This is a genomic window from Thermotoga neapolitana DSM 4359 (assembly GCF_000018945.1).
GTDB lineage: Bacteria > Thermotogota > Thermotogae > Thermotogales > Thermotogaceae > Thermotoga > Thermotoga neapolitana.
In genome coordinates this window covers 936,012-956,620 of sequence record NC_011978.1, presented here as the reverse complement: position 1 = coordinate 956,620, position 20,609 = coordinate 936,012, and the positions used below count along the sequence as shown (strand labels likewise).

20 protein-coding genes and 1 tRNA gene are annotated in these 20,609 nt (G+C 47.9%); 1 reads left to right on the top strand and 20 read right to left on the bottom strand.

Annotation, left to right across the window (positions count from 1 at the left end):
• Nucleotides 1-2 precede the first annotated feature (2 nt).
• The 12 genes from CTN_RS04755 to CTN_RS04700 all read right to left on the bottom strand — a co-directional run bounded on the left by CTN_RS04755 (nt 3) and on the right by CTN_RS04700 (nt 12,574).
• Nucleotides 3-1,619: a tetratricopeptide repeat protein gene (locus tag CTN_RS04755; RefSeq protein WP_015919456.1), complete on the bottom strand. Its 1,617-nt coding sequence runs from the start codon at nt 1,617-1,619 to the stop codon at nt 3-5.
• Complete coding sequence (locus CTN_RS04750; protein WP_015919455.1) at nt 1,616-3,202, bottom strand: DAK2 domain-containing protein; 1,587 nt, start codon at nt 3,200-3,202, stop codon at nt 1,616-1,618. The genes CTN_RS04755 and CTN_RS04750 overlap by 4 nt, the downstream gene beginning before the upstream one ends.
• Before the next feature lie 16 nt (nt 3,203-3,218).
• Nucleotides 3,219-3,548, bottom strand: a complete 330-nt coding sequence (locus CTN_RS04745; RefSeq protein ID WP_015919454.1) for an Asp23/Gls24 family envelope stress response protein — start codon at nt 3,546-3,548, stop codon at nt 3,219-3,221.
• The gene (gene dxs / locus CTN_RS04740; RefSeq protein WP_041437623.1) at nt 3,545-5,371 is read right to left on the bottom strand and encodes a 1-deoxy-D-xylulose-5-phosphate synthase; all 1,827 of its coding nucleotides are present in this window, start codon (nt 5,369-5,371) and stop codon (nt 3,545-3,547) included. Before dxs ends, CTN_RS04745 begins: the two co-directional genes overlap by 4 nt.
• The gene (locus CTN_RS04735) at nt 5,337-5,561 is read right to left on the bottom strand and encodes an exodeoxyribonuclease VII small subunit (RefSeq protein ID WP_015919452.1); all 225 of its coding nucleotides are present in this window, start codon (nt 5,559-5,561) and stop codon (nt 5,337-5,339) included. The genes dxs and CTN_RS04735 overlap by 35 nt, the downstream gene beginning before the upstream one ends.
• Nucleotides 5,562-6,743 carry an exodeoxyribonuclease VII large subunit gene (xseA, locus tag CTN_RS04730; protein ID WP_015919451.1) on the bottom strand — a complete coding sequence of 394 codons (1,182 nt, stop codon included), beginning with the start codon at nt 6,741-6,743 and terminating at the stop codon, nt 5,562-5,564. It lies immediately after the preceding gene.
• Entirely contained in the window at nt 6,740-7,555 is an 816-nt protein-coding gene (locus tag CTN_RS04725; RefSeq protein ID WP_038067341.1) for a bifunctional 5,10-methylenetetrahydrofolate dehydrogenase/5,10-methenyltetrahydrofolate cyclohydrolase, read from the bottom strand. The genes xseA and CTN_RS04725 overlap by 4 nt, the downstream gene beginning before the upstream one ends.
• Nucleotides 7,556-7,568: 13 nt before the next feature.
• Entirely contained in the window at nt 7,569-9,203 is a 1,635-nt protein-coding gene (locus tag CTN_RS04720; protein ID WP_231556026.1) for a formate--tetrahydrofolate ligase, read from the bottom strand.
• A 5-nt stretch (nt 9,204-9,208) separates the two neighbouring features.
• Nucleotides 9,209-9,637 (bottom strand): transcription antitermination factor NusB, encoded by a 429-nt coding sequence (gene nusB, locus CTN_RS04715; RefSeq protein ID WP_038067336.1) that lies wholly within the window; start codon nt 9,635-9,637, stop codon nt 9,209-9,211.
• A 24-nt stretch (nt 9,638-9,661) separates the two neighbouring features.
• Nucleotides 9,662-10,018 (bottom strand): Asp23/Gls24 family envelope stress response protein, encoded by a 357-nt coding sequence (locus CTN_RS04710; protein WP_015919447.1) that lies wholly within the window; start codon nt 10,016-10,018, stop codon nt 9,662-9,664.
• A 16-nt stretch (nt 10,019-10,034) separates the two neighbouring features.
• Nucleotides 10,035-10,592: an elongation factor P gene (gene efp / locus CTN_RS04705; protein ID WP_015919446.1), complete on the bottom strand. Its 558-nt coding sequence runs from the start codon at nt 10,590-10,592 to the stop codon at nt 10,035-10,037.
• 74 nt (nt 10,593-10,666) lie between these two features.
• Nucleotides 10,667-12,574, bottom strand: coding sequence for a transketolase (locus CTN_RS04700; protein ID WP_015919445.1), 1,908 nt, complete (start codon nt 12,572-12,574; stop codon nt 10,667-10,669).
• A 116-nt stretch (nt 12,575-12,690) separates the two neighbouring features.
• Here CTN_RS04700 and uvrB point away from each other — a divergent pair, with 116 nt between their 5' ends.
• Entirely contained in the window at nt 12,691-14,685 is a 1,995-nt protein-coding gene (gene uvrB, locus CTN_RS04695) for an excinuclease ABC subunit UvrB (protein ID WP_015919444.1), read from the top strand.
• Nucleotides 14,686-14,700: 15 nt separating this feature from the next.
• On the opposite strand, the gene CTN_RS04690 is transcribed toward uvrB, so the two are convergent.
• The 8 genes from CTN_RS04690 to buk (CTN_RS04655) form a co-directional block, all read right to left on the bottom strand.
• Nucleotides 14,701-14,778, bottom strand: a tRNA-Asp gene (locus CTN_RS04690).
• A 38-nt stretch (nt 14,779-14,816) separates the two neighbouring features.
• The gene (locus tag CTN_RS04685; protein ID WP_015919443.1) at nt 14,817-15,371 is read right to left on the bottom strand and encodes a 2-oxoacid:ferredoxin oxidoreductase subunit gamma family protein; all 555 of its coding nucleotides are present in this window, start codon (nt 15,369-15,371) and stop codon (nt 14,817-14,819) included.
• Between the two features lies 1 nt (nt 15,372).
• On the bottom strand, nt 15,373-16,116 hold the full coding sequence (locus CTN_RS04680; protein ID WP_015919442.1) for a thiamine pyrophosphate-dependent enzyme: 744 nt from the start codon (nt 16,114-16,116) through the stop codon (nt 15,373-15,375).
• Complete coding sequence (locus CTN_RS04675; protein WP_038067333.1) at nt 16,113-17,168, bottom strand: 3-methyl-2-oxobutanoate dehydrogenase subunit VorB; 1,056 nt, start codon at nt 17,166-17,168, stop codon at nt 16,113-16,115. Before CTN_RS04675 ends, CTN_RS04680 begins: the two co-directional genes overlap by 4 nt.
• Before the next feature lie 11 nt (nt 17,169-17,179).
• Complete coding sequence (locus CTN_RS04670) at nt 17,180-17,413, bottom strand: 4Fe-4S dicluster domain-containing protein (RefSeq protein WP_038067330.1); 234 nt, start codon at nt 17,411-17,413, stop codon at nt 17,180-17,182.
• Nucleotides 17,414-17,431: 18 nt separating this feature from the next.
• Nucleotides 17,432-18,589, bottom strand: a complete 1,158-nt coding sequence (gene buk, locus CTN_RS04665) for a butyrate kinase (protein ID WP_015919439.1) — start codon at nt 18,587-18,589, stop codon at nt 17,432-17,434.
• Complete coding sequence (locus tag CTN_RS04660) at nt 18,582-19,448, bottom strand: phosphate acyltransferase (RefSeq protein ID WP_015919438.1); 867 nt, start codon at nt 19,446-19,448, stop codon at nt 18,582-18,584. The genes buk (CTN_RS04665) and CTN_RS04660 overlap by 8 nt, the downstream gene beginning before the upstream one ends.
• Entirely contained in the window at nt 19,445-20,518 is a 1,074-nt protein-coding gene (buk, locus tag CTN_RS04655) for a butyrate kinase (RefSeq protein ID WP_015919437.1), read from the bottom strand. Before buk (CTN_RS04655) ends, CTN_RS04660 begins: the two co-directional genes overlap by 4 nt.
• Between the last annotated feature and the right edge of the window lie 91 nt (nt 20,519-20,609).

The following is a 20,609-nucleotide window of genomic DNA, read 5'->3' as shown; positions in this document are numbered from 1 at the left end:
CGTCATCCCTCCTTTATGCGTAGTTTTTCCATCACGTATTTCAGTCTGTCATCGTCGGCAACGGGAACACCCTGCTCCAGAGATTGCAGAAGTGCCACAACGAGATCGGAGAGCTTCTCGAAATCGAATTTGTCCGCGTGCCTGAACCTGGCTATTCTCAGAGCAAATCGCCAGTTTATATCCTGAGTTTCTGCCACAATCTCTCTCAAAAGATCGTCCATGAGCAGATCCTTGAACACCAGAAGATGCTGCACGATTCGAACAAGAACAAGACTCGAAGCGATCATGATGGAACTGCCAAAGAAAGCCGAAGTGAACTTCACGACATTTTCTTCCATTTTGAATATGTCAGGCGATTCGAAGATGATGCCCATCATGGTTTCGATCATTTCTGATGTGTCGATCGTCGTATCGTAAAACGGAAACTGTCCTTCTCTGAGTGCATCGATCCTCTTCTGGACTTCTTCGTTTGAAGAGGCCAGATCCTCCGCCAGGGAAACCACATCGATGACGCCCTCTTCATCGAAATAATCCCTCAACCACTCGAATTCTTCAAAGGTTGGTATTTTCACCTTGCTCTCTGCAAGAGCAATCATGTGTTCTGCCCTTTCTTTGAGTTCTCCTGTGATCTCCGACAGGACAGAGATAGCCTTTTCCCTGTCGAAGTGAAGAAGAATCGTAGCGTAGTTGTATTTCACGATTTCTTCGTCTCTGTGCCGGCTGTAAGCTTCTTCAAACACCTCGAGGGCCTCTTCGTACAGGCCGAGTGTTTTGAGAAGAAGTCCGTACTCGTTTGCCAGCATGGGATCGTCGGGTGTCTTCTCGTAGAGTCTTTTCAGAATGCCCAGTGCCTCGAACAACCTGCCGAGTTTTATCAAGGTGTAGGAGAGGTTGAACTCCACATGATCCTTTCGTTCTGCTTCCAGCGCTTTTCTGAAGAATTTTTCTGCCTCTTTGAAACGCTGAAGTTGATTGTAGATGACCCCGAGTCTTTCATAAACCTCTGTGAAGTTTGGATCCTTCTCAAGGATTCTTTTGTACTCTTCAAGGGCTTCTTCGAATCTTCCTTCTTCGAGAAGAAGATCTCCTTTCTTCAGGAGCGGAAGCAGAAAATCTCTGTTGGTTTCATGGGCCTTTTCGTAGAAGAGAAGACTGTCCTCTATTTCACCCTTTTCTTTCAGTATGTTCGCGAGTTCAAAATAAGCCGGCGCGAAGTCTTCCTTCATGGATGTTGCTATTCGCATTTCAACCTCGGCTTCGCCAAGATTTCCCCTGTGCTTGAGAAGGAGCCCTCTGTAGAAGTGGTAGCGATAATCGTATTGGACTTCCCTCGCTTTTTCCAGGATCTTTTCTGCCTCGTCGAACCTTTGCTCGCGAAGAAGCTCCTTGAACTTTTCGTAGAGGAAGAAGACGTAGTAGGACCTGTAATACTCATCCTTTGATACTTCGTACTGTGCTTCTAGCCCTCTCAGGACAACATCGAGAGGGATACGATCTTCTTCCACTATTCTGGGAAGGTCTTCTGCAAGAACGGGAAGTTTCACTGGAAGATTGTTCTGTTTCGCTTTATCCGGATCGAGCGGAAGATAAACAATTGCCTTTATGTTTTCACCCCTCATTGCAAAAGCATCAAGAACGGATAATGGGGTTGTCCACCCTCGTGGATTTCAAGATCGAGGTTCGGGAATTCCTCTCCTATGAGGTTCTGTATCTTCTCGAGTTCTGCCTTTCGATAATTGTCACCAAGAAAAACGGTGAGGATCTCTTTTTCTCTTGCGTTCTCCTTTTCCAGAACGTCCTTCAATGCCTTCACGAGGTTGAATCCGTGCGCTAAAAGTTCTTTTCTCACAAAGACGAGGTACTCACCTTTCCTTATACGCCTTTTTCCGTATCTGGAGTCTCTGACCGCCCTTGTGATGGAAATGGGAACACACTGGTTGATCGCCTCTTCGAACCTTCTTTTTAGTTCTTCAGGATCCTCGTCAGGGTCGTATTCCACCATCGCGGCAACACACTCCTGAACGTGTGACGTCTGAACGACGATAACCCTTTTGTCGTCCACCGATTCCGCCACCTGTTTTGCTGTGAGAAGAACGTTGGCGTTGTTTGGAAAGAGAAAGACCACCTTCGCGTGTGTTTTGTCCACCGCTGCCTTAAGATCGGCAAAGCTGGGATTCATCGTCTGGCCACCAGGGACTATTTCGTCAACACCCAGACTTTTCAGGATCTCTGAAATTCCCTTCCCGGGAGAGACAGCAACCACACCTATTTCCTTTTCGACCTGGGCGGATATGATGTGTTCGTGCTGAAGTTTCATGTTGTCCACTTTTACTTTAATTATTTCGCCGAAATCCAGTACCTTCTCAAGCACCTGACCCGGATGATTAGTATGAACGTGCAGTCTGAAGATATCGTCCTGCTCTACAAGAACAACGGAATCTCCTATCTCGTTCAAGAAGGATTCCAGTTCTGACTTTTCGAAGACACGCTTTCTTCGAACGGCCACCTCCGTGCAGTACTGGTTCGTTATCTCTTCCAGGGCCATCCTCTTGAGATCTTCCACTGAGGCCTGTTCCACCTGCTCGAGGTTCACTTCTATATCTCCTTTGATCGCATCCCTCATTCCTTCGAACAGATAGTAAAGCCCCTTTGCTCCCGCATCCACAACTCCTGCTTCTCTTAGTTTGGAGAGCATGCTGGGAGTCCTGTTCACCGTATCCTTTATCATCTCCACGATCTGGTCGAACAACTCTTCGAACGTTTCAAAGGAACGACCCTTCAGTTTCTCGTCGAGTTCCCTCACCACCGTCAGCATGGTACCTTCAACGGGTCTCATAACGGCACTGTACGCGACTTTCCTTGCGTTCGATATCATCTTGATAAAATCTCCTGGAGTGATGTAGTTCTCCGGAGAGGCGTCTGCCAGTCCTCTCAATATTTGAGAGAGTATGACACCGGAGTTCCCACGCGCCCCCATCAGTGCTCCTTCCTTGATTGCCTTCCACACTTCTGAGAGGTCATCACTTTTGAGATTGTCTATGTACTTGCACGCTTCCAGCATCGTCGAACACATGTTGGAGCCCGTGTCTCCATCCGGAACAGGGAAAACGTTCAGGGCGTTGATTTCATCTTTGTGTTTTAGAAGGTTTTCCGTTGCTTTCTTTATGATGGTTTTCAAAAACCTTCCGGTGATCTTTTTCAAGATCTCTACCTCCGTTTCATTTGATGCCTACCACATGAACGGTTATGTTCAGATTCTCACAACCGGCCAGTGTCTTGAGTTTGTGTGCCACGTTATCGGCGATGTTTCTGGCAACTTCTTTTATGTTTACTCCGTACTCAACTTCTATGTACACGTCGACGTTCAGAGAAGAGTCTTCGAGTTCTTCAATCTTGATGCCTTTGTCCCCTCCGAAGATCCTCTCAAAGAATGAACGCGATTCTCCGATTCCGACCGTCCCGTAGCTTTCAACCGTTGCAAGATACACGATCTTCTTCAATGCCTCCACCGTTATTTCGAGTTCTCCATGTTCAAGCATGATCTTCATGCTTTCCCCTCCTCGCTTCTGACCTTAATATATGTTAGCATAGTTTTTGAAAGCCCTTTTGAATCAAGTCCCAGCATTTCCAGGAGTTCCTTTCTGCTTCCGTGGGTTACGAAGTGATCGTTCACCCCGATGTTCACCACACGTCCCTTCCATCCCATCTCCCAGAGCTTTTGAGCAACGTAGGAGCCGAATCCCCCTATCTTCATGGCTTCTTCGACGGTGAATATGAGCCTGTGGTTCTGTGCAACCTCTCTCAGAACATGTGTATCCAGAGGTTTCACGGTGAGAGCGTTTATCACCGTGACATCCAGAGGGATCCTGAGCACTTCTTTTAGAAGAGTTCCGGTGACGATCACCGCCGCGTCTTTTCCTTCTCTGACCACTTTCCAGCCAAGGTCTATCTCTCTCATGTTCTCAAAGAGTGAGTTGAGATCTGCCTCGAAGGATTCCTTAGGATAGCGAACAGCAACAGGACCATCAAGATTGGCCAAAACGGTGTATAAAACGTTCACGAATTCTTGAGGAGAAGATGGAGATACTATCTTCATGTTCGGAATTGGGAGAAGATAGTTGATATCGAAAAGACCGTGGTGTGTGGGCCCATCTTCCCCAACAACTCCAGAGCGATCTATCGCGAAGAGAACCGGAGCATTCTGAAGGGCCACATCATGAACAATCTGATCGAAGGCCCTCTGAAGGAACGTGGAGTAGATTGCAACAACCGGTTTCATCCCCTGAAGTCCCAGCGCCGCACCAAAAGTGACACACGACTGCTCTGTGATTCCCAGATCGAAGAAGCGCTCGGGGTGATTCTTCTGAAAAATGGAAAGTCCTGTACCATCCGCCATGGCCGCTGTTATGGCAACGATCTTTTCGTCGGATTCTGCAATCTTAGAGAGGGTGTATCCCAGAAGTTCACTGTAGGATAGCCTTTTTGGTTTTCCAACGGGTGAGGCGCTGTGGTACGTTGTGGGATCCTCTTCTGCTGCTTTGAACCCTCTGCCCTTTCTCGTCACAACGTGAACGACCGACGGATAATCGTATTCTTTCACTCTCTTCAGAACCCTTTCGAGGAGTTCTACGTCGTGACCGTCGAAGGGCCCGAAGTACTTCAGACCTAGTGCTTCAAAGAAGTTGGTTCCCTGTATCAATCCCTTCAACCCGTCTCTCAAGTATCTCATCTCTTCTTCCAACTCGAAGCCTATCTCGGTTTTTTCGAGCACCTTCTTCAGGGCTTTTTTTCCCTTCAGGTATATGGGGTTTGTCCTGAGTCTGGAAAGATGGTATGCAAGCCCTCCCACGTTCTGTGAGATGGACATTCCGTTGTCGTTGAGGATTATCTTGATTTTCGAGTTGAGATTTTTGAGCTGGTTCAGCGCCTCGAGCGCCATACCAGATGTGAGAGCACCGTCTCCTATCACGACAACCACGTGTCTTTTCTCTTTGAGAAATTCGAAGGCCTTTTCAAAACCAAGGGCAGCCGCTATGGAGGTACCAGCATGTCCTGTACCGAACCAGTCCAGTGGTGACTCTCTTCTTGTGACGAAACCGCTCAGGCCACCGAAAGTTCTTATGGTGTGAAACTGTTCGTCTCGTCCCGTCAGTATTTTGTGGGTGTACGTTTGATGCCCCGTGTCCCAGATCACAGCGTCTTCTCTGGGATCGAAGACGCGGTACAGAGCGAGTGTGAGTTCCACCGTCCCCAGATTGGAAGCAAGGTGCCCCCCGTTCTTCAAAACCACCTCTACGATCCTCTGTCTTATCTCCTCAGCGAGACTTTTCAGTTCTTCATGACTCATCTTCCTGATTTCGTCCAGCATCATCTTCATCACCTTCCAGTTCTTTCAGAACATCGATGATTTTCAACTGTTCTTTCTGAAGGATCTCCCTGCACTTTTTGTAGAGTTCCACACCTCTTTGAAAGAGTTCAATGGACTCTTCAAGAGACAGGTCTTCGCTTTCGAGTCTGTTGACGATCTCTTCCAGTTCCTTCATCATTTCTTCGAAGTCCACCTAGATCACCCTCGCCTTCTTTTCACCATCTCTGAAGATAAGAAACACGATGTCTCCTGAGTTCAAAGAGGCAGCCTCTTTCACGATTTTGCCTTCCTTTTTCACCAGAACAAATCCTTTGTCGAGAAACCTTGTTGGTTTCAGACTCTCAAGGACTCTGAAGAGATGTTCCACCCTTTCCTGTTTTCTTCTCACAGAATTCAACACCAGACTCCTGAGTTTTCCAGCCATTTCTTTGACCCTGATGGCTGTCAATTTGTTTATTTCATACTTTCTTTTCGCTGCCGCTTTGATGTAATGAAATAGTCTGTTCAGTCTTTCTTCCTCACGTGTTATCTTCTCCAGCACGGCATCTTTCATTCTCTCATAGAGATTTTTCAGTTCTTCATGGACGTCTCTGAGATCGGGAAGGACGTATTCGGCTGCTCCTGTTGGTGTGTGCATGGATACATCTGCCACAAAATCCGCTATGACACGATCTATCTCGTGTCCTATTCCCGTCACGACAGGATGTTTCATTTTCAGGATCTCTCGCACCACTTCCTCTTCGTTGAACACCCACAGATCTTCCCTGGATCCACCGCCTCTGACTATCAGAACAAGGTCCAGATCGTACTCGTTTGCTTTCCTCAAGGCTTCTATCAACTCTTTCTTCGCAGAATCTCCCTGAACGGAAGTGTGGAAGAGGTATATCTCAACGGGGGATTTTCGCTCCTTTGCCGTTCTTATCACATCGTGGAATGCCGCTGAGCTTCTGGAGGTGATGACACCGATTCTCCTTGGAAATCTGGGAAGGGGTCTTTTGGGACGATACAGAAGGCCCTCTTCGAGTAGTTTTTTCAGGGTCGTCTCGAACTTCATCTGATAAGTTCCGATGTGGTCGAGATACCTTATGTTCGAACAGACGAACCTGTACGTTCCGTGTGGTGTGTAAACACTTATGCTGCCATCGACGAGAGCCATCTTTCCTTCTTGAAGACGGATTCCCATGTTGTCCCCACCGAACAGGACACAATCCAGTTTTGCGTTTTCATCGACCAGCGAGAAAAAAATGTGGCCCTTTCTAGGGCGCACATTGGTGATTTCACCGTATACACTCACGTTGACGAGATAAGGATCCTCTTCAAGCAGCTTTTTTATATACTCGCTTATCTCCGTGACGGTGTAGACGATCTCTCTCATGCTTTCTGACGCTCCGCCGCTCTCACCACGTGTTCAAACAAAAGAGCGGTTGTGATCTGACCCACACCACCGGGAACGGGTGTAACCTGTGCTATCTCCTCAACGGCAGAGTCCACATCTCCACACCATTTTCCATCCACGTAGTTGATCCCAACATCTATCACGATGGCTCCTTCCTTCACCATGTCTCTTTTCAGGAAATGGGCCTTTCCGACGGCAACGACGACGATATCACTGGCCCTTGTGATTTCCCCAAGATTCTGCGTTCTGGAATGGCAAACGGTGACGGTGGCGTCTCTTCCCTTCTTCAGAAGCATAATCGCAAGAGGTTTTCCCACGGTAACACTTCTTCCAACGATCGTAACTTTCTTTCCTGAAATCTCAGTGACACTCTCTAGGACTTTCACAACGGCCTCTGCGGTACACGGTGGGAAGGTCTCTTCTCCATAGAGCAAAAATCCAAGGTTTTCAGGATTGACACCTTCAACGTCCTTTTCAACGGGCACGGCAGAGAACACCCGTTTTTCATCCAGTCCCTCTGGCAGGGGTCTTGCAACGAAGACACCGTTCACATTTTTGTCTTCAGCGAGTTTCTCCAGGGTGGAAAGAAAATCTCCCGGAGACGTTTTGATTATTTCAAAATCTATTCCCAGTTTTTCTGCCTTTTTTTTCTGAGATCTGAGATACGAAGCAGTGGAAGGATCATCCGTTCCCACCACGCTGACGAGTTTTGGAGTGAAGGAAAGCAGATCCACTCTCTTTCTGACGTCTTCTTCGATGGACTTCGCTATGGATTTACAGTCTATCCACACAATCGATCCCCCTTCAAGAGACTCCTGTGATGTTGCCATCTTCATCTACGTCCATGTTCAGGGCGTTGGGTTTTTTTGGAAGACCCGGCATGAGATTTATGTCTCCTGCCAGAACAACAACAAAACCAGCTCCTGCCGAGACGTAAGCGTCCCGAACAACGAAGGTGTAACCCTCAGGTGCTCCCCGAAGTTTTGGATCGTGGGAGAGAGACTTCGGAGTTTTGGCCACGATCACAGGGAGATGATCAAAACCGTTCTTTTTAATGAACTTCAAAGCCTTTCGGGCCTCATCTGTGTACTCAACATCCTTTGCCCTGTAGATCTCCCTTGCAAGGATCTCCACTTTCTTTTCAACAGGGTCTTCCCACTCGTAGAGAAAGTGAGGAGATGAATCTTTGATGGCTTCGGTCACCGCTTTTGCAAGATCTTCCCCACCCTCACTTCCCTTTGTGAAGACCTCACTGACCGCTGCTTTTACTCCGAGTTTTTCGCATTCATTCATCACAAAAGAGATCTCCTTTTCTGTGTCGGTTTCGAACCTGTTCAGGGCCACAACGACAGAAAGACCAAATTTCTTCAGGTTCTCCACGTGAACCTTCAAATTTTTAAATCCCTTCTTCAACGCTTCCAGATCTTCTTCATGAAGATCGTCAATGTCAGAGCCACCGTGGTACTTCAGCGCTCGAACCGTCGCCACAAGAACGGCAGCGTTAGGATAGAAATCTCCAACTCGTGAAACAAAGTCGATGAACTTTTCTGCTCCAAGATCTGCGCCAAACCCCGCTTCGGTCACCACGTAATCACTGAGTTTCAAGGCAAGTTTCGTCGCAAGAACAGAGTTTGTTCCGTGGGCGATGTTGGCAAAGGGTCCTCCATGGACGAAGGCAGGGGTTCCTTCTGTCGTCTGAACAAGATTTGGATTGATTGCATCTTTCAGCAGGACAGCCATCGCACCCTGAACACCGAGATCGGAGGCTCTCACAGGCCTTCCTCTAGAATCGAGTGCAACGACGATTCTTCCAAGACGATCCTTCAGATCTTTCAAATCTGTAGACAGACTGAGTATCGCCATTACCTCGGAGGCTGCGGTTATGATGAAACCATCCTCTCTTGGGATACCGTTTGCCGATCCACCAAGACCTATCACGATTTTTCTGAGAGAGCGATCGTTCATGTCCATGGTTCGTTTCCAGAAGATCCTCGTTGGATCTATCCCAAGTTCGTTCCCGTGTTTTATATGAGAATCCAGAACCGCAGACAGCAGATTGTGGGCGCTTGCCACAGCGTGCATGTCGCCGGTGAAGTGCAGATTTATCTCATTGGAAGGGATAACCTTTGCCTTTCCGCCTCCAGTTGCTCCTCCTTTCAAGCCGAGAGTGGGACCAAGAGAAGGCTCACGGAGCGTCACAAAAGATTTGTTTCCAATCCTGTTCAGTGCCATGGAAAGTCCAATGCTGGTAGTGGTCTTTCCTTCGCCGGCGGGTGTTGGTGTGATCGCCGTCACAAGAATCAACTTTCCGTTTTCCCTGCCCTCGAGTTCTTTCAGGAGCCTGTGGTCTACCTTTGCGATATATCGTCCATACGGAAAAAGATGGTTTTCGTCTATCCCCACACTCTCTGCGATCTTCTTTATCGGAATCAAATTCATCACCTTCACAACTCGAATTTTTCCTTTGGAGCGTTCTCTTTTGCAATTCTATCCAGTATGCCATTTACGAATTTTCCGCTGTTTTCAGTGCCGTATCTTTTGGCTATTTCTATGGCTTCGTTGATCGTAACCTCTATGGGAATGTCCTTCTCGTAAAGGAGTTCGTAGGTACCGAGTCTGAGAATGTTTCTGTCAACAGCAGAGAGACGATCTATCGTCCAGCGTTCAAGGTACCTGGAGATGAGATCGTCTATCGTTTGAAGGTGTTCTTTAATATTCCGAATATAGCGTCTTGCATCTTTTTTTGCCTTTTCATCGTAACTGTTGTCCAGTATTTCCTCGAGTATCTGCTCAAGATCCTCATCTTTCCTGAATTCATGTTGAAAAAGAGCTTTGAAGACAGCAAGCCTCATTCTTCGCCTCGGTGTTTTCATGTCTGGATCTCCTTTCCCGAATGTTTATTCCTGTTTCTCTTCGCCCTCCTCAGGCTCTTCTTCGATCTCTTCTTCCTTCTCGAAAACGTTCTCCACGGTTACGTTGATGGACTCTACCCTCATGGAGGTCATCATCTCGATATCGTGTTTCACTTTCTCGGTGAGTTTGGAAACGTATTCAGGAATGGGTTCACCGTAAGGGACATCGATTTTGAACTCGATGACGAGGCTGTCATCTGGATTTCTTGTGACATCCAGACTCTTTCTGATTTTCTTCATCACTCTGGAGCCGACGTCCCCAAGAAATTCTCCAATGCTTCTGATCGCGATCTCTTTTATCACTCCGTCGGATATTTCGATGTTCTTGTATTCCTCCGCCATGCCAATCCCCCCTTTTTTATGCTCTTCCCACGTACTCACCCGTTCTTGTGTCAACCTTTATTTTATCACCGGTTTCTATGAAGTAAGGAACGGTGATTTTCAGTCCCGTTTCGAGTACAGCAGGTTTTCCACCACCGGAGACAGTGTCACCTTTGAAGGAAGGCTCTGTTTCCACAACGGTCAATTCAACGGTGGTGGGAAGTTCAACACCTATAGGAACACCCTCGTGGAAAACAAGGTCTACCTCCATGTTTTCAACCAGATAATACTTGGCATCCCCGATTTCCTCTTCGCTGAGAGCGTGTTGTTCGTAATCGTCCAGGGTCATGAAGTAATAGTGATCTCCATCTCTGTAAAGATACTGGGCTTTTCTGAAAGAAAGTTCTGCTTCGGGTACCTTTTCACCACTCGGGAAGTTCACTTCCCTCACAAGACCTGTCTTCACATTCTTGAGTTTTGTTCTAACAAGTCCACTTCCTCTTCCCATGAAGTGTTTGCTTGCCTCGAGTACCCTGTATATCTCACCGTCGTAGATGATGAACATACCCTTTTTCAGGTCACCTACTTCGATCATGCAGACACCTCCCATAACAAAATCTACGAGGGGATTCTCTCCCCTCGTAGAATTTTACCATAACAGCGATGTTTTCAGAGCATTTCTTTGAGTCTTGAAACGATGCCTTCCTTGTCCAGACCGTAGAGTTTGTAGAGCAGTTTGTAATCTCCGGATACGGCAAACTCTGGAACACCAACCCTGACGTATTTTTTCGGCAGGATTCCATTCTCAAGAAGCACCGTTCCAAGATAACTTCCAAGTCCGGTGAAGACGTTGTGATCCTCCACCACAAGAACGGGCTTTCCATCGAGCATCTTCAGTGTCTCTATGTCAAGATCCACAGGGCAGGATACGTTCAGCACAGAAACTTTGATCCCTTCTTTTCTGAGATCGTCGGCTGCTTCTACCGCCAGATGGAGGGTGGATCCGTACGTTACGATCGCAGCGTCGTTTCCTTCCCTCACAACGTCGATCTTTCCGTACTCGAAGGCGTAACCCTCTCCGAAGAAGGGTTTTCCGTTTTCATCCAGAATGATGGGGAGTTTTGATCTTCCCATGGCGATCACGAAGTTTCCGTACTCTTTTGCAGCGTATCTTACCGCTCTGTCTGTCTGGTTCGGATCTCCGGGAACGATCACCTTGAAACCGTACCAGTTCATGGGGCCGGAAATGTAATCGAGTCCGTGGTGAGTTTTTCCGTCTTCTCCCACGTTGAGACCACAGTGCGTGACGACGACCTTCAGATTCGTTCCGTTTATGGCGTTCAGTCTGTGCTGGTTGTAGGTCTCGGAGATTCCAAAGACACCGAAGTCAGCAAAGAATGTGATCACACCCTCTGCAGAAAGTGCTCCTGCCATGGCGGCGGCGTTGTGTTCCTGAACACCAACTTCCAGAACCCTTTCCGGAAATTCTTTGTCCAGAAGGTCCAGTTTCACCGAGCCTTTGAGGTCGCAGTCCACAGCGACGATGGGCGTGGCATCAGAGTTACCCGCGTTCTTTTTCACCAGATCGAGAAGTGCTTTTCCGAAGGCGCCTCTGTTGTCGAGAGGTTCGGTGTAGGTGATGGGATCTCCCGTGTCGATCTTCACAGGGTAGGTTTTATAGACTTTTCTGTGCTTTTCCACAGGAAGTTTCTTTCTCTTTTCTATGTAAACATCCACGTCGTTTTCGATGCCGAGTTCTAAAAGGGCCCTCTCAAGTTCTTCTCTGTTCAGAGGTTTTCCGTGGTATTTGACTTCGTTCTCCATGAAGGAGACGCCCTTTCCCATGACCGTCTTTGCAAGAATGGCAACCGGATTCAATTCGTCTTCAACTGCTTCTTTCAAGGCAAGGTAGATCTGTTCGTAATCGTGACCGTCAATTTCGATGACTCTCCAGCCGTCTGCTAGGTAATTCTCCTTTATGTTCACGGGCATGACGTCTCTGGCTCGTCCGCTGATCTGGGCATCGTTGTAGTCGATGATCACGGTGAGGTTTGTGACACCGTACTTCTTCGCCACTCTTCTTGCCTCTGCCACCTGTCCCTTTGCCTGTTCAGCATCGCTCATCAGAACAAAAACGTGGTAATCTCTTCCCGTGAACCTGGATGCGAGTGCAAATCCAAGACCGGCCGAAAGACCCTGACCGAGGTTCCCTGTGGTCCAGTCGACTATTCCGACTCCACGGGTCACGTGCCCTTCGAACACAGAAGCGGGATGTCTGAATCCCGTGAGAACTTCATCAAGATCGACAAAACCAAGGCGAGCCATTGCAGCGTAAACGCCCGGAGAAGTGTGACCATGGCTGATCACGATTCTATCCCTTGCGGGATCATCGACAGGTTTCAATTTTGCGTATTTGAAAACGGTGAGATACAGATCGATGGAGGACATGGAACCACCGGGATGTCCGGAGTTTGCGATGTAGGTCATCTTCAGGATGTCTCCGCGGCAGAGTCTTCCAAGTTCTTTCAGTTCTTTGAGTTCGCTTTCTGGAAGCTTTTCGTAAGGGAATCTTTCCATTGTTAAACTTCACCTCCTCTGATCGGAGTCATAATAATGTGTGGAAATGTTTTCATCCATCTTCTGAGATTCTACCATTATTGAGATGTTAAAAAGTTTTCAAGGAGGAAAAAATTGTGTTCAAGCTGGTGAGTGAGTTTGAGCCCACCGGTGACCAGCCTCAGGCAATAGAGAAACTGGTGGAAGGATTGAACAGAGGAATGAGGTTTCAGACGCTTCTCGGTGTCACGGGAAGCGGGAAGACCTTCACTATGGCCAACGTGATAGCGCGTGTGAACAGACCTGCCCTCGTCATCTCGCCAAACAAAACTCTCGCTGCACAGTTGTATCAGGAGTTCAAAACCTTCTTTCCCGAAAACAGAGTGGAGTTCTTCATCAGTTACTACGACTACTACCAGCCGGAGGCTTACATACCCACAAAGGATCTCTACATAGAAAAGAACGCCGATATAAACGATGTGATTGTGAGGATGCGCATGTCCACCCTGAAATCGGTCAGAACCAGAAGGGACGTGATTGTCGTTGCGAGTGTCTCGTGTATTTACGCCACAGGGGATCCAAACGATTTCGACAGGATGAACATAAAACTCTCTGTGGGAGAAAGACTGGATGTTTTTGAACTTGCAGAAAAACTTGCAAAGATAGGATACCAGAGAACCGAAGATGTCTCTCTCTCCGGATGTTTCAGAATAAGAGGTGATACGCTGGAGATCTATCCCACTTATCAAGATGAAGGTATCCGTGTTGAATTTTTTGGAGATGAGATAGACGCGATTTCCCTGATAGATCGCTTCAATCGAACAACCCTTGAAAGACTCGATAAGGTCATCATCTATCCCGCTGTGGAGTTCGTAACGACCGAAGAAAAGCTGAGAAGAGCCATAGAATCGATAAAAGAAGAACTCAGAGAAAGACTTGCCGAACTCAAGAAACAGGGAAAAGTACTCGAGTACGAAAGACTGAAACAGAGAACCCTGAACGATATAGAACTTCTTGAAACCATGGGATACTGCCCCGGCATAGAGAACTACTCCAGACATTTCGACGGAAGAAAGCCGGGAGAGCCCCCTTACACACTGCTTGATTATTTCGATGATGATTTTGTAGTCTTCATAGACGAGTCACACATCACAGTGCCCCAGCTCAGGGCGATGTACAACGGTGATCGATCCAGAAAGAAGAACCTGGTGGAGTATGGTTTTCGTCTTCCCTCTGCCTACGACAACAGACCTCTCACCTTCGAGGAGTTCCTGAAGAAGGTGGGACAGATCGTATTCGTTTCAGCCACACCTGGAGATTTTGAACTTTCCGTTTCCGAGCAGGTGGTTGAACAGATCATAAGACCGACCGGCCTTGTTGACCCGGAGGTGGAGGTGCGTCCGACCAGAGGACAGGTGGACGATCTCATAAACGAAATAGTGAAGGTGAAACAGAGGGGAGAAAGAGCCCTCGTGACGGTTCTCACCAAAAAAACGGCGGAACTTCTGAGCGAGCATCTCACAGAACTGGGTATAAAGTCTCTGTATCTTCACTCGGAACTGGATGCAATAGAAAGGGTTGAGGTGTTGAAAAAGCTGAGGCGCGGCGATGTGGACGTGGTGGTTGGTGTGAACCTGTTGAGGGAAGGCCTGGATCTTCCGGAAGTTTCCCTTGTTGCCATCATGGATGCCGACACAGAAGGATTTCTTCGCTCAGAGACAACGCTCATTCAGATAATAGGAAGAACTGCAAGAAACGTGAATGGAAAGGTGATCATGTACGCCGACAGGATAACAAACGCCATGAAAAGAGCGATCGAAGAAACAAACAGAAGAAGAAGAATACAACTTGAGTACAACAAAAAGCACGGTATCACACCGCGTTCCATAGTGAAACCCCTTGAAATAGAGGTGTTCGAACAGTTCATGGTGAAAGAAGAACCTGCCGAGTATGGTGATACAATCAAAAACATCTTTTCCATGAAAGAGAGTCTTTCTCTGGAAGAATACGTGGCTCTCCTCGAGGAAGAGATGTACCGGGCTGCGAGTGAGTTGAGGTACGAAGATGCAGCGGCACTGCGCGATGAGCTCTTCAGGGTGAAAGAAACGTTGAAAAAGAAAAAGGGGCGTTGAGCCCCTTTTGTTATCTGGCGGGGACGACGGGATTTGAACCCGCGACCACCGGTGTGACAGACCGGCATGCTAACCGGGCTGCACCACGTCCCCTGGACCGAATACTATTTTCTCAGAAAAGAGATACCTTGTCAAGAGGATCTGCTATGTGATTTTTTTATGTATTCCCTTCCCCTGTCCAGTGCCATCAGATCTATTTCCAGAAGATCTTTCCTGGTTATTTTCTCGCTGAGGGCTTCTCTGACAGCCTCAAAACTCACCGCTTTTGTCACTTCAAGAAAGGCTCCAAGCATCACCATGTTGGCTGCTTTTGTGTTCCCCAGTTCTTCTGCGATTTCGTTTGCAGGAACTTTGACTGTTTCAACGTCGTCTCTCTCCAGTACGTGTTCAACTATCGATGAGTTCACAAAAAGAATTCCACGATGTTTCAGTCTTGGACCGAACTTCATCATCGATGGAAAGTTCATCGCTATCACTTCTGTGGGATGATCTACAACGGGCGAGTTGATGGGCTTTTCATCGACGATGACCGTGCAGTTTGCCGTGCCTCCTCTCATCTCCGGACCATAGGAAGGAAGCCATGTGGCGTTTTTTCCTTCGATGACGGCCGCCATTGCTATGATCTGCCCTGCAAGCATGACGCCCTGTCCACCGAACCCTGCTATCACCACAGCATGATAACTCATATCAATCCCCCACTCTGTCCACGAAGATCTTTGGCGGAAATTCCTTCACCATGTTACTCAGAAGCCATTCCTGAGCCTCTACAGGTGTCATTTTCCAGTTGGTTGGACACGTGCTCAGCACTTCCACGAGTCCAAACCCAAGACCCTTCAACTGGGCAAGAAACGCCTTTCTTATGGCTTTTTTTGTGTTCAGAATGTCTCGAGGAGAGCTGACGGTGGTGCGTTCAAGGTACGCAACACCCGGGATCGTGCTCAGGAGTTCGGAAACATGGAGCGGAAATCCTTCGTTTTCCGCGTTCCTTCCACGTGGGCTCGTGGTGGTTTTTTGCCCTAACAGGGTCGTTGGAGCCATCTGACCTCCGGTCATACCGTACACAGCGTTGTTCACGAAAATCGTTGTCAACTTCTCTCCCCGGTTGGCCGCATGGATGGTTTCTGCTATGCCTATAGATGCAAGATCACCATCACCCTGATAGGTGAAGACCATACGATCTGGCAACGCTCTCTTAATACCCGTTGCCACCGCAAGGGCTCGTCCGTGTGGAGCCACGGTTCCGTCCACCTCGAAGAACTCGTAGGCAAAAACAGAGCATCCCACAGGGGCAACCATTATGGTTCTGTCCTGTATGTTCAGTTCGTCTATCACTTCGGCTATCAGACGATGAATTATTCCGTGGTGACAGCCAGGGCAGTAAGTGAACTCTTTGTCGTTCAGAGATTTTGGCCTTTCGAATATGACCTTCATCGTATCACCTCCTTGAAAGCAAGACGTATCTCTTCCGGTGTTGGAACAACTCCGCCCATCCGTCCATAAAAATGGACAGGAACTTTTCCGTTCACCGAAAGCCTGACATCTTCCACCATCTGTCCAGAACTCATCTCCACCACGAAGATACACTTCACCTTTTCTGCGATTTCACCCAACCTTTTTTTAGGAAAAGGCCAGAGAGTTACCGGCCTGAAAAGTCCCACCGGCAGTTTTTCTTCTCTCAGTTCGTCCACAACGCTCTTCAAAATCCTCCCGACGGTTCCATACCCTACCAACAGATATTCGGCATCGTCCGTTCTGTATTCCTCCCATCGCTGCTCTTTTTCCTCGACACGCTTGTATTTTTCCTGGTAGCGTATGTTCATCTGTTCAAGTCCAACTGGATCTATATTGAAAGCGGCGATCCTGTGTGGTTCTCTGTTTCTGGCACCAGTTAACGCCCAGCTTGAATGATCCGGCAGTGTGGAAATGTCTCTCATCTCAGGAAGAACCACCGGTTCCATCATCTGACCTATCATTCCATCCGCCAGCACGAGAACAGGATTTCTGTACTCATCAGCGAGGTCAAAGGCGAGCTGTGTCAGATCAACGGCCTCCTGAACCGTTGAAGGAGCCAGAACGATGAGCCTGTAATCTCCGTGCCCTCCTCCCTTCACCGCCTGAAAGTAGTCGCCCTGAGAAGGCTGAATGTTACCAAGCCCCGGACCACCACGAATCACGTCGACGAAAACACACGGTAGTTCTGCGCCTGCTATGTACGATATGCCTTCCTGCATCAAACTGAAACCAGGAGAGGATGTTGAGGTCATAACACGCTTTCCCGTACAGGCAGCTCCGTACACCATGTTCACAGTTGCCACTTCGCTCTCTGTTTGAAGGAAAACCCCACCCACTTCCGGGAGTCTTCTTGCCATGTATTCGGCTATTTCACTTTGAGGAGTGATGGGATAAGCAAAGTAAAGCCTGCAGCCTGCCTTTATGGCAGACTCTGCTATCGCTTCGTTGCCTTTCATCATGATCTTCTTCATACTATCACTCCTCAAGCCCTCACCTTCTCCTTCTTCCTGACATCACGGAAGACTGTGATACAGACATCGGGACAGCTGAGGTAGCACAACCCGCACGCTATGCAACCCTCACCTCTGTATTCGGCTGGATGGTAACCCTTCGAGTTGTACTTTTTGGAAAAGCCTATCACCTTGACTGGACAAACGCTGATGCACAGACCGCATCCTTTGCACCTTTCCGAATCGATCGTTATGTGTCCTCTCATCCTTTCACCCCCGCTCTCTCATTTTGAACTCTGCCTGAGACGGTTTTCCCGAGATCGTATCAGTTCCAGATGAAAATCGTGCTTTTCTCTCCACTTTCTTGCCTCTTCTGCGTAGTTTTTTGCCTTTTCTTTTCCTTTCAGAACCCTTAATACTGAAAGAGCAAGTGCTTTTTCTTCGTTGCTTCCAGGAAAGACCAGAACGGGCGCTATGAAACTCACCTTCTCCTTTATCCAGGGAACGAGAAACTCGTTTTCATATGCAAGACCTCCTGTGAGGACGATGTAGTCAACATCTCCATTCAAAACAGCAGCCATCTTTCCGATCCACTTGACTATCTGATACGCCATCGCCCTGTAGACTCTTTCTGCCCATCTGTCACCTTCTTTGATCCTCCTTACAACCTCTCTGGCATCGTTGGTTCCAAGATAGGCGATGAGTCCTCCGTTTCCCACAACACGCTTTCTCATCTCTTCGTACGAGAACCGCCCACTGAAGCACAGATCGATGAGCTGTATTAGAGGAAGTGTACCGCTTCTTTCAGGTGTGAAAGGGCCATCACCGTCCAGTGCGTTGTTTACGTCGATGACTTTCCCTTTCCGATGAGCGGCAATTGAGATGCCTCCTCCCATATGAGCGACAACGAGGTTCAACTCTTCGTATCTTCTTCCTACAGATCCTGCCACTTCTCTTGCAACGGCTTTCTGGTTGAGTGCATGAAAAATGGACCTTCTCTGATAATCAGGATGTCCGCTGATTCGTGCAACTTCTTCCATCTCGTCGATCACAACAGGATCAACGATGTAAGCAGGGGCTTCTGTTTGAAGTGAAAGATCGTACGCTATGAGTGCCCCTAGATTCGAAGCGTGTTCACCGTTTTTTCCCGATTTCAAGGTTTCAACCATCAAATCGTCGACGATGTAAACTCCCCCTGGAACGGGATCCACAAGCCCACCACGACCAACGAAAGCCGAGAAGGAAAAAAGAGAATAACCAGAATCCTCGACGAATCTCCTTATCAGGCTTTCTCGAAACTCCAGTTGATCGACGATCTTTTGATACCTTCCAATCTCCTCAGGTGTATGAGCGATGTTTTCCATCTTCACCATATTTTCGTCCTCGAATATCGCCATTTTTGTGGAAGTGGAACCGGGATTTATGACGAGTATTCTAAACATTCGACCTCACCCCATTCTGGGCTATCAGCACTCCAAGGAGAATCGAGAGGAATCTGGTTTCCTCTCCGTCTGCTCGGGACGTGAGGATGATCGGCACTCTGCTTCCAGCAACGACGATAGCGGCTTTGCCGTGGGAAAAGTACACCAGCGCTTTGCTGAGGATGTTTCCCGCCTCTATGTGCGGAACGATCAGAACATCGGAAAAGCCCGCCTCTTTGCTGAGTGCAAAGTCCAGGGTAATCGGTCCATCTACGATGCAGTCGCTTCGATGCTGAAACATCTTCGACAGGATGATCATCTCGGCTGTCAAGGAATCTTCCTTACCTGTTCCAAGAAGAGCGACTCTTGGTTTTTCTATTCCCAGGGCGTGAGCAACAAAGACTGCGTTTTCTACGATGTCTATTCTTTGCTGAAGATTCGGCGAGATGACCATTCCTCCATCGGAAATGACGATCAACTTTTGATAGGTGGGAACCTCATGAACACTCACAGCGGAAAGGATTCTTTCGGTTCTGAGGTTGTACTCTTTTCTGAGAAAGATGGACATCAACTCACCTGTCTTCACCATTCCTTTCATCAAGATGCCTGCGTCATCCTTTGCAACGCTCTCTACAGCCATCCTGGATGCCTCGATGGGATCTTCTGTGTTGATTATCTCCACGTCGAGAGTCACACCCATTGAATCTGCAAGGAGTTTCATCTTTTCTTTGTTTCCAAAGAGAACGGGTTCCACTATTTCCATCTCTTTGGCCTTCAAAACGGCCTTCATGGTCTCTTCATCGTGAGCCATCACCACAGCAAGTTTCATCTTTTTCCTGAAAGAACTCACCGTTTCTATCAGTTCCGAAAAGGATCTCATCGCATCACCCTTTGAAAATACCTGGCTTCCTCCTCTCCCCTGAGAACTCTCAAAACTCCAAGTGCAAGGGCTTCCATCTCCATATCTCCTGGGATTACTTTCACTTTCCCGAATCTTCCAACACAATCAACAATCATGTCCACAAACCTTCTCTCTTGAGCCATTCCACCTGTTATCACTATGGCGTCCGGCTTTTTCCCAAGAACGGCACACATTCCACCTATTTCCTTCGCTATCTGATAGGCCATGGCTTCAACGATCAGTCTGGCTTTGTCTGAACTTTCCATCATATTCATCGCCTTTTTCAAATCGCCTGTTCCAAGATAAGAGATCAACCCACCACTTCTGGTGAATTCCCTCTTCAGATCCTCGGCAGAATATGTACCAGAGTAGGCTGTTTTCACCACGTCTCCCACGGGAAGCTCTCCCGTTCGCTCCACACTGAAAGGTCCTTCATCGTTAGCGTTGTTGACATCTATCATCCGGCCGTTTTTGAGAGCACTCACGGAGATGCCACTTCCAAGATGGGCAACCACCATATTAACCTCTTCGAAGGATCTTCCCATCTCCTCTGCTACCTTTCGTGCCACGGCTTTGATGTTCAGTGCATGAGAGTAACTTTTTCTTTCGATTTCGGGGATCCCAGAGAATCTGGCCTCATCGCACATTTCGTCCACGGAAACAGGATCAACAACGAAGCAGGGTATTCCATGAGGTCTGCCCAACCTGTACCCAATGACGGCAGCCAGGTTTGAAACGTGGTCTACGGGAGAGTGATTCAAAAGGTAATCCAGCATGTGATCGTCCACCACATAGGTGCCACCGGGCACCGGTTCGAGTATCCCTCCACGAGCAGCGATGGCGTCAAAATCTTCAATTCTGTAGTTGTTATTTTCCAGGAATCTCTCTATGGCATTTCTTCGTAATGGTTCTTGATCCATCACCCTTTTGAAATTTTTCAGCTTCCCCAGATCGTGGTAGATCCTATCTTCACACACCTTTCTTTCGTCCTCGAACACGGCGATCTTTGTGGAACTCGATCCAGGGTTTATGACGAGAATTCTGTACAACCTACCACCTCTTTTTTATCTAAAGGTTACAGTAATTTTTAAGAGATGTTCCATATGAATATTACCATATAGAAACATTCAGATCAAAATT

What these genes read in the sequence shown, in the direction of transcription:
- CTN_RS04675 (WP_038067333.1), bottom strand. Translation starts at nt 17,168, where the DNA reads ATGAAGAAGATCATGATGAAAGGCAACGAAGCGATAGCAGAGTCTGCC.
- CTN_RS04660 (WP_015919438.1), bottom strand. Translation starts at nt 19,448, where the DNA reads ATGAGATCCTTTTCGGAACTGATAGAAACGGTGAGTTCTTTCAGGAAA.
- xseA (WP_015919451.1), bottom strand. Translation starts at nt 6,743, where the DNA reads ATGAGAGAGATCGTCTACACCGTCACGGAGATAAGCGAGTATATAAAA.
- CTN_RS04685 (WP_015919443.1), bottom strand. Translation starts at nt 15,371, where the DNA reads ATGAGTTATCATGCTGTGGTGATAGCAGGGTTCGGTGGACAGGGCGTC.
- dxs (WP_041437623.1), bottom strand. Translation starts at nt 5,371, where the DNA reads ATGATGCTGGACGAAATCAGGAAGATGAGTCATGAAGAACTGAAAAGT.
- nusB (WP_038067336.1), bottom strand. Translation starts at nt 9,637, where the DNA reads ATGAAAACACCGAGGCGAAGAATGAGGCTTGCTGTCTTCAAAGCTCTT.
- CTN_RS04745 (WP_015919454.1), bottom strand. Translation starts at nt 3,548, where the DNA reads ATGAAGATCATGCTTGAACATGGAGAACTCGAAATAACGGTGGAGGCA.
- CTN_RS04755 (WP_015919456.1), bottom strand. Translation starts at nt 1,619, where the DNA reads ATGAGGGGTGAAAACATAAAGGCAATTGTTTATCTTCCGCTCGATCCG.
- buk (WP_015919439.1), bottom strand. Translation starts at nt 18,589, where the DNA reads ATGTTTAGAATACTCGTCATAAATCCCGGTTCCACTTCCACAAAAATG.
- CTN_RS04680 (WP_015919442.1), bottom strand. Translation starts at nt 16,116, where the DNA reads ATGAAGGTCATATTCGAAAGGCCAAAATCTCTGAACGACAAAGAGTTC.
- CTN_RS04710 (WP_015919447.1), bottom strand. Translation starts at nt 10,018, where the DNA reads ATGGCGGAGGAATACAAGAACATCGAAATATCCGACGGAGTGATAAAA.
- CTN_RS04700 (WP_015919445.1), bottom strand. Translation starts at nt 12,574, where the DNA reads ATGGAAAGATTCCCTTACGAAAAGCTTCCAGAAAGCGAACTCAAAGAA.
- CTN_RS04720 (WP_231556026.1), bottom strand. Translation starts at nt 9,203, where the DNA reads ATGAATTTGATTCCGATAAAGAAGATCGCAGAGAGTGTGGGGATAGAC.
- CTN_RS04670 (WP_038067330.1), bottom strand. Translation starts at nt 17,413, where the DNA reads ATGAGAGGACACATAACGATCGATTCGGAAAGGTGCAAAGGATGCGGT.
- efp (WP_015919446.1), bottom strand. Translation starts at nt 10,592, where the DNA reads ATGATCGAAGTAGGTGACCTGAAAAAGGGTATGTTCATCATCTACGAC.